The sequence below is a fragment of the Altererythrobacter sp. CAU 1778 genome (genome assembly GCF_054482795.1).
This window is the reverse complement of sequence record NZ_JBTLRP010000001.1, coordinates 1,631,625-1,644,207: the sequence shown is the minus strand read 5'-3', so window position 1 is coordinate 1,644,207 and position 12,583 is coordinate 1,631,625. Positions and strand designations below refer to the sequence as shown.

Annotated in this window: 10 protein-coding genes; 9 read left to right on the top strand and 1 reads right to left on the bottom strand. The window is 63.5% G+C overall.

Features of this window, described 5'->3' with window-relative positions; translation table 11 throughout:
- Positions 1–27: 27 nt before the first annotated feature.
- Positions 28–321 carry a succinate dehydrogenase assembly factor 2 gene (locus ACXYN8_RS07795; protein ID WP_458888791.1) on the bottom strand — a complete coding sequence of 98 codons (294 nt, stop codon included), beginning with the start codon at positions 319–321 and terminating at the stop codon, positions 28–30.
- A 38-nt stretch (positions 322–359) separates the two neighbouring features.
- On the opposite strand from ACXYN8_RS07795, the gene recG reads away from it, so the two are divergent.
- The 9 genes from recG (at position 360) to ACXYN8_RS07750 (ending at position 12,423) form a co-directional block, all read left to right on the top strand.
- The gene (gene recG, locus ACXYN8_RS07790; RefSeq protein WP_458888790.1) at positions 360–2,420 is read left to right on the top strand and encodes an ATP-dependent DNA helicase RecG; all 2,061 of its coding nucleotides are present in this window, start codon (positions 360–362) and stop codon (positions 2,418–2,420) included.
- Between the two features lie 90 nt (positions 2,421–2,510).
- Positions 2,511–3,752 carry a lipoprotein-releasing ABC transporter permease subunit gene (locus tag ACXYN8_RS07785; protein WP_458888789.1) on the top strand — a complete coding sequence of 414 codons (1,242 nt, stop codon included), beginning with the start codon at positions 2,511–2,513 and terminating at the stop codon, positions 3,750–3,752.
- Positions 3,745–4,419 (top strand): ABC transporter ATP-binding protein, encoded by a 675-nt coding sequence (locus tag ACXYN8_RS07780; RefSeq protein WP_458888788.1) that lies wholly within the window; start codon positions 3,745–3,747, stop codon positions 4,417–4,419. The genes ACXYN8_RS07785 and ACXYN8_RS07780 overlap by 8 nt, the downstream gene beginning before the upstream one ends.
- Positions 4,420–4,466: 47 nt before the next feature.
- Positions 4,467–4,775 carry a hypothetical protein gene (locus ACXYN8_RS07775; RefSeq protein WP_458888787.1) on the top strand — a complete coding sequence of 103 codons (309 nt, stop codon included), beginning with the start codon at positions 4,467–4,469 and terminating at the stop codon, positions 4,773–4,775.
- Positions 4,772–5,251, top strand: a complete 480-nt coding sequence (locus tag ACXYN8_RS07770) for a glutathione peroxidase (protein ID WP_458888786.1) — start codon at positions 4,772–4,774, stop codon at positions 5,249–5,251. The genes ACXYN8_RS07775 and ACXYN8_RS07770 overlap by 4 nt, the downstream gene beginning before the upstream one ends.
- A 1,028-nt stretch (positions 5,252–6,279) precedes the next feature.
- Complete coding sequence (gene dnaE, locus ACXYN8_RS07765) at positions 6,280–9,786, top strand: DNA polymerase III subunit alpha (RefSeq protein ID WP_458888785.1); 3,507 nt, start codon at positions 6,280–6,282, stop codon at positions 9,784–9,786.
- 41 nt (positions 9,787–9,827) lie between these two features.
- The gene (locus ACXYN8_RS07760) at positions 9,828–11,435 is read left to right on the top strand and encodes a long-chain fatty acid--CoA ligase (RefSeq protein ID WP_458888784.1); all 1,608 of its coding nucleotides are present in this window, start codon (positions 9,828–9,830) and stop codon (positions 11,433–11,435) included.
- Positions 11,432–11,977, top strand: a complete 546-nt coding sequence (locus ACXYN8_RS07755; RefSeq protein WP_458888783.1) for a pseudouridine synthase — start codon at positions 11,432–11,434, stop codon at positions 11,975–11,977. The genes ACXYN8_RS07760 and ACXYN8_RS07755 overlap by 4 nt, the downstream gene beginning before the upstream one ends.
- Positions 11,978–11,988: 11 nt before the next feature.
- Positions 11,989–12,423 (top strand): DUF1330 domain-containing protein, encoded by a 435-nt coding sequence (locus ACXYN8_RS07750; RefSeq protein ID WP_458888782.1) that lies wholly within the window; start codon positions 11,989–11,991, stop codon positions 12,421–12,423.
- Positions 12,424–12,583 lie beyond the last annotated feature (160 nt).

Sequence of the window (12,583 nt, the reverse complement as noted above, 5' to 3'; positions counted from 1 at the left end):
TCCCGCCGGGGCCGGCAGGGGAGAAGGTCAGATAGTGACGTAGTCGAGCTTTTGCATCAGTGCCATCTGCTCGCCTGCGAAGTCCGGCGGCACTTCCGCGCCGCCCAGGACCCAAGCGAGGATGTCGTGATCGTCGCGATCGAGCAGCATTTCGTACCACGCCAGCTCAGCCTCGCCCCAGCTCTCGTGATAGCGGTCGAAGAAGCCGCCGACCATGTAGTCTGCCTCGCGCGTGCCTCTATGCCACGCGCGGAAGCGCGCGCGGGCGATGCGGGTCGCGAAATCGGGCGAATTATCCGGCACGCGCGCCGGGTAGGCCACTCGCCTTGCGCGCGCAAGCGGCTATACTGCGCGGCTTCATGCGCCCCGAAATACTCAATCCTCTGTTTGCCGAGACCGAGACGCTGGAAGGCGTCGGCCCGAAGCTGAAGAAGCCGCTGGAGAAGCTGGGCCTCACGCGGCTGCGCGACCTCGTCTATCACCTGCCCGAACGCTTCGTTTCCCGCCGCGCGATCGCCAATCTGGACGAGGGCGCGGAGGGCGAACAGATCGTCGTGGCGCTCACCCCGACGGAGCATCGCGCCCCGCGGTCCGGCCGCGGGCCTTATCGCGTTCTCGCACAGGACGAGGCCGGCAATATCTGTGCCCTGACCTATTTCGGCCGCGCGAGCTACACCGCGAAGAAGCAACTGCCGGTGGGGGAGAAGCGTTGGGTCGCCGGACGGCTCGACCGGTATGGCGATATGCTCCAGATCGTTCATCCCGACCACGTGGCAGACACCAGCGGCGCGCTGACCGGCAAGCTGACCGAGCCGGTCTATCGCCTGGCAGAAGGGCTGACGCAGCCCCGGATGGTTTCGCTGTGCACGCAGGCACTGGCCGCTGCGCCGGAGTTGCCCGAGTGGATCGAACCGGGCGTGTTCGAGCGGGAGAAGTGGCCGGGATGGCGCGACGCTTTGACCCTCTGCCACCGCGACCGTCACGAAACTGCGCGCGACAGGCTGGCCTATGACGAACTGCTCGCCAACTCGCTTGCCTTGATGCTGGTGCGCGCTGCCAATCGCAAGGCGCGCGGGCAGGCATTGCAGGGCGACGGGCGCTTGCGCGACAGGCTGCAACTGCCCTTTGCGCTGACGGGCGCGCAATCGCGCTCCGTCGCCGAGATCGAAGGCGACATGGCGCAGGAATCGCCAATGCTGCGGTTGCTTCAGGGCGATGTCGGCTCGGGCAAGACGGCGGTTGCGCTCCACGCCATGCTGGTGGCCGTGGAAGCAGGCAAGCAGGCCGCGCTCCTCGCGCCGACCGAAATACTGGCGCGCCAGCATTTCGAGACGATCCGGGCAATGGCCGCACCGACCGGCGCGGAGGTTGCTCTGCTCACCGGCCGCGACAAGGGGCGTGCGCGGGAATCCATCCTGATGGGTCTGCTCGATGGCAGCATCGACATCGTTATCGGCACGCACGCGATCTTTCAGGATACTGTCGGATACAAGGACCTGGCGCTGGTCGTGATCGACGAACAACATCGCTTCGGTGTCGGCCAGCGGCTGATGCTCGCGAAGAAAGGCCGCCGCACGCCTCACACGCTGGCGATGACCGCCACGCCGATCCCGCGTACGCTGACGCTGGCGCAATATGGCGAGATGGACGTCAGCAAGCTCGACGAAATGCCACCGGGCAGACAGGCCATCGACACGCGGGTCGTCTCGCAGGACCGGATGGCCGATGTCATTGCCGCGGTCGAGCGCCACATGGCGAGCGGGCAGCAGGCCTATTGGGTCTGCCCCATGGTCCGCGACAACGAAAGCGACGACATCGCCGCCGCCGAGGCCCGCTATGCGGCCTTGCGCGAGAGGTTCGGCGCGGATGTCGTGCTCGTCCACGGCCAGCTTGCGCCCGAGGTGAAAGACGCAGGTATGGAGCGTTTTGCAAGCGGCGCGGCAAAGCTGCTGGTTGCCACCACGGTGATCGAAGTCGGCGTGGACGTGCCCTCATCAACTCTCATGGTGATCGAGCAGGCCGAACGCTTCGGCCTTGCCCAGTTGCACCAGCTGCGCGGGCGCGTGGGGCGGGGGAGCGAGAAGTCGGTCTGCCTGCTGCTGCGCGGAGAAACGCTATCCGAAACCGCACGTGACCGGCTGGCTCTGATGCGAGAGACGCAGGACGGCTTCCGTCTTGCCGAAGAGGATCTGCGCCTGCGCGGCGGGGGCGAGCTGCTCGGCACGCGGCAGTCGGGCGACACGCCGTTCAATGTCGCGAACCTCGAACAAATTCAGCGGCTGCTTCCCATAGCTCATGACGATGCGCGGCTGCTGATCGAACGCGACGGCGGCCTCGATAGCGAGCGCGGGCAGGCGGCTCGCGTGCTGCTCTACCTGTTCGAGCGGGACTGGGGCGTGCAGCTGTTGCGCGGTGGATAGGGTGCCTGCGCCCGCGCCAATTCAGTTGCCAGCAAGGGCCGTCCTGCCTAAGTGCCGGCGCGCAACTTGCCGCCTTTTCGGGACCATCGCTTGATCCTTTCCACCTTCGAATGGACGATTGCCAAACGCTACCTCCTGCCGGGCAGGGGAGAGGCGTTCATTGCGCTGGTCGCCGCGATCAGCGTGGGTGTCGTCATGCTTTCCGTCGGCCTGCTGGTCATCGTGATGAGCGTGATGAACGGCTTTCGCGCAGAACTGATCGACAAGACCACCAGCCTCAACGGCCATGCCATCGTGCAGGCCTATGGCGGGCGACTGGAAAACTGGGAGCAGGTGCTGGAAGAGGTGCGAAACACCCCTGGTGTGACGGAAGCCTCGCCCCTGATCGAACAGCCGCTGCTTGGCACCTACAATGGCCGGGTGGAGGCGATCCTGGCGCGCGGAAACACGCAGGAAGACATCGACGCGCTGGCGGACAAGACGATCCTCGGCGAAATTTCCCAGCTCCGCCCCGGCGAGAGCAAGGTCGCGATCGGCGCGCGGCTGGCGGAAAACCTCGGCATCAGGCTGGGCGAGACGATCACCATTATTAATCCGCAGGGGCGCAGCACCCCCTTCGGCACGGTCCCGCGCCAGATCGGCTACGAGGTCGCCGCGATCTTCGAAGTCGGCGTCTACCAGTATGACGAGGCTTTCGTCGTTATGCCGATGGAAGACGCGCAGACCCTGCTGCTGATCGGCGATACGGTCGGCATGATCGAGGTGCAGACCGAGGACGCGGAGCGGGTCGAGGAAATCATGGCTCCGGTGGTGCAATCGTTGACCGGTCGTGCAGTGGTCAACAACTGGAAGACCATCAACAGCTCGATCTTCGAAGCGATCCAGATCGACCGCATGGTAACTGCCTTCGTACTGTCCTTCATGGTGCTGGTCGCATCGTTCAACATCCTTTCCTCGCTGGTGATGCTGGTGCGGTCCAAGACGCGCGACATCGCGATCATGCGAACGATGGGCGCGACGCGGCGCTCGCTGGTGAAAATCTTCGTAACCACTGGCTTCGTCGTCGGCGCGATCGGGACATTCGCCGGGCTGATCTTCGGCCTGCTGATGGTCGAATTCCGGCAGGGCATCTCGCGCGGGATCGAGCTGGTGACGGGCCGCACACTGTGGGACCCGGAGGTCCGCTTTCTGACCGAACTTCCGGCCAAGACCGACCCGCTCGAAATCCTATTCATCGTCCTGCTGGCACTCGGCATGAGCCTGCTCGCCACGCTTTACCCGGCGTTCAAGGCCGCGAGCACCGATCCGGTGCAGGTGCTGCGCTATGAGTAACCCGGTCATCCAGCTCAAAAATCTGACTCGCAGCTTCGAGCAGGGTGGCATTCGCATCGATGTGTTGCGCGGGGTCAATCTGTCGGTCGCGCCGGGAGAGATCGTTGCGCTGCTCGGCCCGTCCGGTTCCGGCAAGTCGACGATGCTTCAGGCCGTCGGCCTGCTGGAAGGCGGCTTTGGCGGCAGCATCGCAATTGCCGGACAGGAAGCGGCATCCATGTCGGGCGACGAACGCACCCGACTGCGCCGCGACCACATCGGCTTCGTCTACCAGTTCCACCACCTGCTGCCCGACTTCAACGCGCTCGAAAACGTCGTGCTCCCGCAGCTCGTCGCCGGGCGGGCGCGACCAGAGGCAGAGGCACGGGCGGCGGAACTGCTCGAGGCGCTCGGTCTTGCCGCGCGGCTCGACCATCGGCCCAGCCAGCTTTCGGGCGGCGAACAGCAGCGCGTCGCCGTCGCGCGGGCGCTTTCCAACCGGCCCGATCTGGTGCTGGCGGATGAGCCGACCGGCAATCTCGACGAGCACACCGCCGACCGCGTGTTGGAGGAATTCCTGCGACTGGTGCGGGGTGAGGGCAGCGCCGCGCTGATCGCTACGCATAACGAGCGGCTGGCAGCGCGCATGGATCGGATCGTTCGTCTGCACGAAGGTGTGCTCGAATAGGAAACGCCTCGGGCTTTGCAGCGTTAGGCTTGGCAAAGGAGGAATTCATGACCGATCACCCATCGACATATCGTGGCCCCGACGGACGCTGGAAAGGCGTGCAATGGGACGACCGCGCTTCGCTGCACCGCAAGGATGACGGCGGCGGCGTCTTCGACGGCGCAAACGCGCTGCGCCGTGGCACTTTCGCCGAACTGATCCGCCACATTATGATGCTGCCTGAAGACGACCGGCGCGAATATGTTATCCAGAAGGCCGGAGACCGCGAATATGGCGCGACCGAGATCGCCGAACTGGCTGCGGTGGAAGGCTTTCCGGCCACAGGCGAAACGGGCGAAGGCGAGGGCGCGGAATGACCGCGCTTGGCGACTTTACCGTCAAGACCAACCGCGGCGAGCCGCTCGACCTGTCGGAGAAACTCGGCACGGTCCTGCTGGTGGTCAACACCGCAAGCAAGTGTGGCTTCACTCCGCAGTATGACGGGCTGGAAGAGCTTTACAAAAGCTACAAGGATCGCGGCTTCGAAGTGCTGGGCTTCCCCTGCAACCAGTTCGGCGCGCAGGAGCCGGGAAGCGCGGACGAAATCTCCGAATTCTGCAAGGTCAACTTCGGCGTCACCTTCCCGCTGATGGAGAAGATCGAGGTCAACGGCCCCGATGCCGCCCCGCTGTTCGACTGGATGAAAGGCGAGGCACCGGGCCTGATGGGCTCGAAATCGATCAAGTGGAACTTCACCAAGTTCCTGATTGACCGTGAAGGCAATGTCGTGAAACGCTACGCCCCGACCGACAAGCCGGAAAGCATTGCGAAGGATATCGAGAAGCTGCTTTGATTGGCGGGAGGGCTGACTGGTCTGCTATACGAAACAGTGTAGCTCAAAGCTGACTGTCAGTTCGCGACCCCAATTGCGGTCATTCAGAAGTTAATCTCGTTTCACCAAATCCCGACTTGTAGGGTTATTCCGAGATACGTGCCACCAGCACCGTTGGTTGGGGACGGGCAGCCAAAGCGCGACCGCCGACCGGTTGATGACGCATCTAAGAAATAACCCTGCGACGACGGTGGGCACCAAGACTAGATATTCCCGATCAGCCGCGTGCCATGGCGAAGGCAGGGAATAATGCACGAGCGATCAGTAATGCTGTCTTTTTCATGCTAATTTCCTATTCTATTTACGATGAAGCCTCGTTGTGGACATGAAGTGCCAGAAATTTCCTGTCCTGGTGGTCCAGAGAACCCCCCGTAGAAGGTATAGCTTTCGCCCACGGAAGCGACGAAAGCTCCGTTCGCGGTTGGCAGTCGCACCGTTTCCCCCTGCAGTCTTGTGCCATCTGGCAGAATTGCACGAACCGTTTCTGTTTCGGCAGCAATAGCCAAGCATCCATCTTGCAGAACCAGAGGTCCGGTCACCGCGGCACCTAAATCAAAGCCTGCATATTCGTAAGTATCGAAGGATGGGGTAGCTGCACATGCGCTCAACCCGACACAGGTTAGAATGAGGAGGTAGGCATTGCGTAGCATTTCTTTTCTCCTGATTTGTTAGAAGGAATTTTGTTACCGAGCGACAGGTTAATGCCAATTTTGAACGATTGTAAAATCAGGAGGTTTGTCGATCAGTCCAGCTAATTTTAAATATTTTTGGACCGCTTACATAACCATCTCGTCGCCGTCGGCACTTTGGATTGAGGGCCGATTTTTCAAGGCTCGCTCTGAAAGCAGACGGTCCGCTTCCCACCCCATGTCGGTCGTAGGTGAGCAGTTGGCTGAATAGTAAAACAGTCACTCATCCGGCCGGCACCCTGTGGAGAATTAGCGCCGCAAACCGCTTCCGAATCCCGCAGCAATTCCTAATGTAGCAGCATGGCTTTCGCTCCCTTCGTCCCGCTGCGCGTCCTGTCGAGTTACTCGCTGCTGGAGGGGGCGATCGACCCCAAGGCGATTGCGCAGCTGGCCAAGGATCGCGGTTTTCCTGCCATCGCCATTTGCGACCGCAACGGCCTCTACGGCAGCGTCATGTTCGCGGGCGCTTGCATGGAGCGCGGGGTGCAGCCAATCACCGGAACCCTGCTCGGCGTGTCGCGGCCTGCGGATTGCGGCGGGGACGAGGCGGGGGAGACGATCGACTACCTCCCGCTCTACGCGCAGAACGAGGATGGCTACCAGAACCTGTGCCACCTCGTCTCGAAAGCGCATCTGGAGCGGCCGCTGCACCTCGAACCGCACGTTCGGCTGGACGATCTGCAAGGCCGTTCCGGTGGCCTGATAGCGCTCACCGGCGCGAATGAAGGTGCACTGACTAGACTGCTGGCCGAGGGGCAGGGCGACCAGGCCGGCCGCTATAGCGACCGGCTGGAGACGCTGTTCGGCGGCCGCCTCTATGTCGAGCTCGCCCGGCGCGGCAATGCGGTGGAGCAGGCTGCGGAAGCGGCGCTGATCGACCTCGCCTATGCGCGCGACCTGCCGCTGGTCGCCAGCAATCCGGCCAATTTCGCCGACCCGCATTTCCACCCCGCGCATGACGCCATGCTGTGCATCGCCAATTCGACGCATATCGAGGCGGAGGAACGGCCGCGGTCGGCCAAGCACAGTTTCGTCAAGTCCGCGCCGATGATGGACGAGGCGTTTCGCGACCTTCCGGAAGCGACCGCCAACACGCTCGTCATCGCGCAGCGCTGCGCCTACGCGCCGCCCAAGCGCGCGCCGATCCTGCCCAGCCTCGCCGGCGATCTGGAGGGCGAGGCCAAGGCGCTGGCGGAAGATGCGCGTAAGGGCCTCGAAGCGCGGCTGGCGGTGTATGAGGATCTCTCCGAAGAAGACCGCAAAGCCTATTTCGAACGCCTCGACTTCGAGGTCGAGGTTATCGTCGGCATGGGCTTTCCCGGTTACTTCCTGATCGTTGCCGACTTCATCAAATGGGCCAAGGACAACGGCATCCCCGTTGGGCCGGGCCGTGGCTCGGGCGCGGGCAGCGTGGTGGCCTGGGCGCTGACCATCACCGATCTCGACCCGTTGAAACTCGGCCTGCTGTTCGAACGCTTTCTCAATCCGGAACGCGTGTCGATGCCCGACTTCGACATCGACTTCTGCGAAACCCGCCGCGGCGAGGTGATCCGCTACGTCCAGGCGAAATACGGCGCGGACCACGTCGCGCAGATCATCACCTTCGGCAAGATGAAGGCGCGCGCCGTGCTGCGCGATTGCGGCCGTATCCTCCAGATGAGCTACGGCCACGTCGATCGTCTTTGCAAGATGGTGCCCAACCATCCGACCGATCCGTGGACGCTGCCGCGCGCGCTCAACGGCGTCAGCGAGTTCAAGAACGAGTATCACAACGACAACGAGGTCAAGCGGCTGATCGACCTCGCCATGCAGCTGGAGGGGCTGCCGCGCAATTCCTCCACCCACGCGGCAGGCGTGGTGATCGGCGACCGTCCGCTCGACCAGCTGGTGCCGCTCTACCGCGATCCGCGCTCCGACATGCCGGTGACGCAGTTCGACATGAAGTATGTCGAGAGCAGCGGGCTGGTGAAGTTCGACTTCCTCGGACTGAAAACGCTGTCGGTTCTTCGCAAGGCGACGGATCTGCTGTTGAAGCGGGACATCACGATCGACTTGTCCGCTTTGCCGCTGGATGATCCGGCGGTGTTCCAACTTCTCAAATCCGGCAACACCGTGGGCGTGTTCCAGCTGGAATCGGAGGGGATGCGCCGTACGCTGACAGCGGTGAAGCCGACCAAGTTCGAGGACATCATCGCCCTCGTCTCGCTCTACCGCCCCGGCCCGATGGACAACATCCCGTTGTTCGGGAAGCGCAAGGCGGGTGAGGAGCCGATCGAGTATCCGCACCCGAAGCTGGAAGGTATCCTTGCCGAAACCTACGGCATCTTCGTCTATCAGGAACAGGTCATGCAGGCCGCGCAGATCCTTGCCGGATACTCGCTCGGAGATGCCGACCTGCTGCGCCGCGCGATGGGCAAGAAGGTACAGGCAGAGATGGACGCGCAGCGCCAGCGCTTCGTCGACGGGTGCAAGGACGTGTCCGGCATCGAGAAAAAGCGCGCGAACGAGCTGTTCGATTTGATCGACAAGTTCGCAGGCTACGGTTTCAACAAGTCGCACGCCGCCGCCTACGCGCTGCTCGCCTATCAGACGGCATGGCTGAAGGCGCATTATCCGGAAGAATTCTACGCCGCTTCCATGTGCTTCGACATGAACCAGGCGGAAAAGCTGGCGGTGTTCGTCGACGATGCGCGCCGTTACCCCGGCAAGAATGGCGGGGTGGAGGTCGCCGCGCCCGACATCAACGCATCCGAGGCGGAGTTCACCGTCGAACAGACCGACGATGGCTATGCCGTGCGCTACGCGCTCGCGGGCATTCGCAATGTCGGTGAAAAAGCCATGGAAGCCGTGGTGGGGGAGCGGGAGGCGAATGGCCCGTTCACTGGCTTGCAGGACCTGTTCGAACGCCTGCCGAAGGGCGCGATGAACAGCCGGCAGCTCGAAGGGCTGATCGCGGCGGGCGCGCTCGACGGGCTGGAACCCGACCGGGCAAAGCTGCACGCCAATGTTGATACGCTGCTCGCCGTTGCCGATGCCGCCGTGCGCGAGCGCGAGAGCGGGCAGGCCGGCCTGTTCGGCGAAGCGGCTGAGAGCGGGGATACGCTGCGCCTCAAACCCGCGGAGCCATGGTCCCGCACCGACCAGATGGCGAAGGAGCGCGAGAATTTCGGCTTTTTCTTCGCCGCCCATCCGGTCGAGGCTTATCGTCAGATCGCCAGCGCCAACGGCGCGCGCAGCTATCAAAACCTGATGGAAAGCGGGGCGCCGCCGGGCGGGCGGGCACCTGCCGTGATGTCGGTCATGGTGGAAAGCGTGAACAAGGGCCGGACCAAGCGCGGGGCCGACTTCATTCGCGCGGACTTCTCCGACAGCTCGGGCCAGTTCAGCGCGGCTTGTTTCGAGGAATCGCTCGTCCCCCTGTTCCAGAAATGGGCCGCGGACGGCACCTGCCTGCTCCTCAATGTCGAACTCGATTCGCCCAGCCCGGACGAGCCGCCGCGCATCACCGTGCGCGGTGCGCGACCGCTCGACGAGGTGAAGAGCGCGGCGAGCATGTTGCTGGAACTCGACGTGACCTCGCCGGAGGCTCTGGCGGAACTGGCGCTCGCCTTGCCGACCGCACCCGATGCCAAGGGCGAGGTGCTGGTGAAGCTGCGGATCGGTAGCGAGGATGAGCCGTGTCTGCGCCTTGGCCGCAACTTCGCGCTCGACGGCGAAAGCGCGGAACGCTTGGCAAGCATCGAAGGGATTGCCAATATCGCGCTGAGCGCGCGGCGGGGGGCATCGCATCTGCGACTGGTCGCCTGACCGCTTACACGCGCCGTAAGAAAGTTTAGGGAGAGAGACCGATGCTGGGTGCCATGCAGGACTGGACCATGCGCGTAACGCGTGTGATCGATCACGCCGCGAGGGAGGCCGGATCGCGCGAGATCGTGACCCGCTGGGCCGACGGTAGCGAGACGCGCACCGACTGGAGCGGCATTCGGCGCGATGCGTTGAAGATGGCGCAGGCGTTGCAGGCGCTTGGCCTGAAGCCTGGCGACAAGGTCGCTAGCCTGGCGATGAACCACTCGCGCCATTTGGTCAGCTGGTATGGCGTCGCCGGAATGGGCGGCGTGCTTCACACGGTGAACCCGCGGCTGTTCGACGACCAGCTCGAATACATCGTCAATCACGCCGACGACAAGGTCATGCTCTACGACGCGGCCTTTCAGCCCATCGTCGACCGGATGCGCGACAAGTGGCCGCAGGTGGAACATTACATCTGCTTCGATTCCGGCGAACACTCGCAAAGTTTCGAAGACTGGATCGGCCAACAGGACGGCGACTTCCAGTGGGTTGAGGGAAGCGAGCGCGACCCCTGCATGATCTGCTACACCAGCGGCACCACCGGCAATCCCAAGGGCGTGCAGTACGAACACCGCTCCACCATGATGCACGCCATGGCGGGCCTTCAGCCTGCGGGCTTCAACTTCAGCGCGTCTTCCGTGATGCTGCCCGTCGTGCCGATGTTCCATGCGGCGAGTTGGGGGCTTCCCTATGCCGGCGCGATGGCGGGTATCAAGTTCGTCTTCAGCACGGTCAACGATCCCGCCGTGCTGCATGAATTGATGTTGCGCGAAGGCGTGACCGACAGCGCGGGCGTGCCGACCGTCTGGCTCGCGCACTTCCAGTATTGCGACAGGGAAGGTCTGGACCTGCCGCCGCTCAAGGCGGCGACCGTAGGCGGCTCGGCTGCCCCGAAGTTCATGATCGAGCGATTGATGAGGAACGGCACCCGCGTACAGCACGCATGGGGCATGACCGAGACTTCGCCCATCGGCACGGTCGGTGGGCCGACAGCGGACTGGGAGCACCTCAGCTTCGATGAAAAGGTCGCCAAGACCGCGATGCAGGGCCGCCCGATCTTCGGCGTGGAACTGCGCACGGTTGATCTCGACGACATGAAGACCCCTCTTCCGCGCGACGGCGAGACGAGCGGCGCGTTGCAAATCCGGGGACCGTGGATCATCCAGCGCTACTTCAAGGCGGAAGAAGACGCGGTGAGCGCCGAAGGCTGGTTCGACACCGGCGATGTCGGCATCATCCACCCTGACGGCACGCTGCAACTGACCGATCGCACCAAGGACGTTATCAAGTCCGGCGGCGAGTGGATCAGCTCGGTCGAGCTGGAAAACGCCGCCGTAGGCCACCCCGGCGTCGCCGAGGCCGCTTGCGTCGGAATGTTTCACCCCAAGTGGGACGAGCGCCCGGTTCTGTTCGTGGTCAAGAAGGACGGCGAGGATTTGAGCGCTGAAAGCGTCATCGCCTTCCTCTCCGACAAGGTCGCCAAATGGTGGCTGCCCGACGCGGTCGAGTTCGTCGACGACATCCCACACACTGCGACCGGCAAGATCAGCAAGAAGGACCTGCGTGAACGGTTCGCGGACTACAAGCTTGCCGACACCGGGGCGTGAGCAGGCTTATCCTGCTTAACAAGCCGTTCGGCGTGCTCTCGCAGTTCACAGGCGGCAAGGAAGGCGTGGACGACACGCTGGCGCATCTGGTCGATGTGCCGGGGGTCTATCCCGCCGGGCGGCTCGACAAGGATAGCGAGGGGCTGCTGCTGCTGACCGACGACGGGCGGTTGCAATCGCGCATTGCGGAGCCGCGCTACAAGATGGCGAAGACCTATCTCGCGCAGGTAGAGGGGGAGGCGGGGGACGAGGCGCTGGCACAACTCGCACGCGGTGTGCGGCTGAACGATGGCGTGACGCGGCCCGCACAGGCGAAACGCGTCGAGCCGCCGCCGCTGTGGGAGCGTGACCCGCCCGTCCGCTATCGCAAGAGCGTGCCCGACTGCTGGATCGCGCTGCAGATCACCGAAGGCCGCAACCGGCAGGTCCGCCGCATGACCGCCGCCGTCGGGCTGCCCACCCTGCGCCTCATCCGCTGGCGCATCGGCGAATGGAGCGTCGAAGGCCTCGCGCCGGGCGAGTGGCGCGAAGTGCAAGTCTAGGAGAGCGAGGAATGCCCGAAAGCTACATCGACCCCAGCCGCGCTAATTTCGACGCCTTCAAGGCCCTGCCGCGCGACGAGCCGATCCACATGCTCAACCTGCTGCAATTTCGCGAGACGGCGGAATTTCCTACAGGCCACGAGCACGCCGACAAGGGCTGGAGCGGCCGCCGCGCTTATGAGGAATACGGCAAGACCAGCGGCCCGATCTTCCGTCGCGTGGGCGGCACCATCGTCTGGCGCGGCGCGTTCCAGGCCGTGCTGACCGGGCCGGAAGCGATGCACTGGCACGACGGGTTTGTAGCGCAATATCCCAATGCAGGCGCGTTCTTCGAAATGGTCAAGGACGCGGAATATCAGCAAGCGGTCGTGAACCGCACGGCGGCGCTGGTCGACAGTCGATTGGTGAGGTTCGCGCCGGGCGAGGGTGGAGAGGTGTTTGGGTGAATTTCCGTTCGCGACCCGATTGGGCACTCTCCAGAAATACGACATCCGTAACCCATGGAGAACGCAATGTTGCGCGATCGAGAATTTTTACGGGGAACGGTAGTTCAGTTTCTGCCCTTCGTGCTGCTCCATGCCATTTTCACTGATGCCGATTTGCTAT

What these genes read in the sequence shown, in the direction of transcription:
- recG (WP_458888790.1), top strand. Translation starts at nt 360, where the DNA reads ATGCGCCCCGAAATACTCAATCCTCTGTTTGCCGAGACCGAGACGCTG.
- ACXYN8_RS07780 (WP_458888788.1), top strand. Translation starts at nt 3,745, where the DNA reads ATGAGTAACCCGGTCATCCAGCTCAAAAATCTGACTCGCAGCTTCGAG.
- ACXYN8_RS07775 (WP_458888787.1), top strand. Translation starts at nt 4,467, where the DNA reads ATGACCGATCACCCATCGACATATCGTGGCCCCGACGGACGCTGGAAA.
- ACXYN8_RS07770 (WP_458888786.1), top strand. Translation starts at nt 4,772, where the DNA reads ATGACCGCGCTTGGCGACTTTACCGTCAAGACCAACCGCGGCGAGCCG.
- dnaE (WP_458888785.1), top strand. Translation starts at nt 6,280, where the DNA reads ATGGCTTTCGCTCCCTTCGTCCCGCTGCGCGTCCTGTCGAGTTACTCG.
- ACXYN8_RS07760 (WP_458888784.1), top strand. Translation starts at nt 9,828, where the DNA reads ATGCTGGGTGCCATGCAGGACTGGACCATGCGCGTAACGCGTGTGATC.
- ACXYN8_RS07750 (WP_458888782.1), top strand. Translation starts at nt 11,989, where the DNA reads ATGCCCGAAAGCTACATCGACCCCAGCCGCGCTAATTTCGACGCCTTC.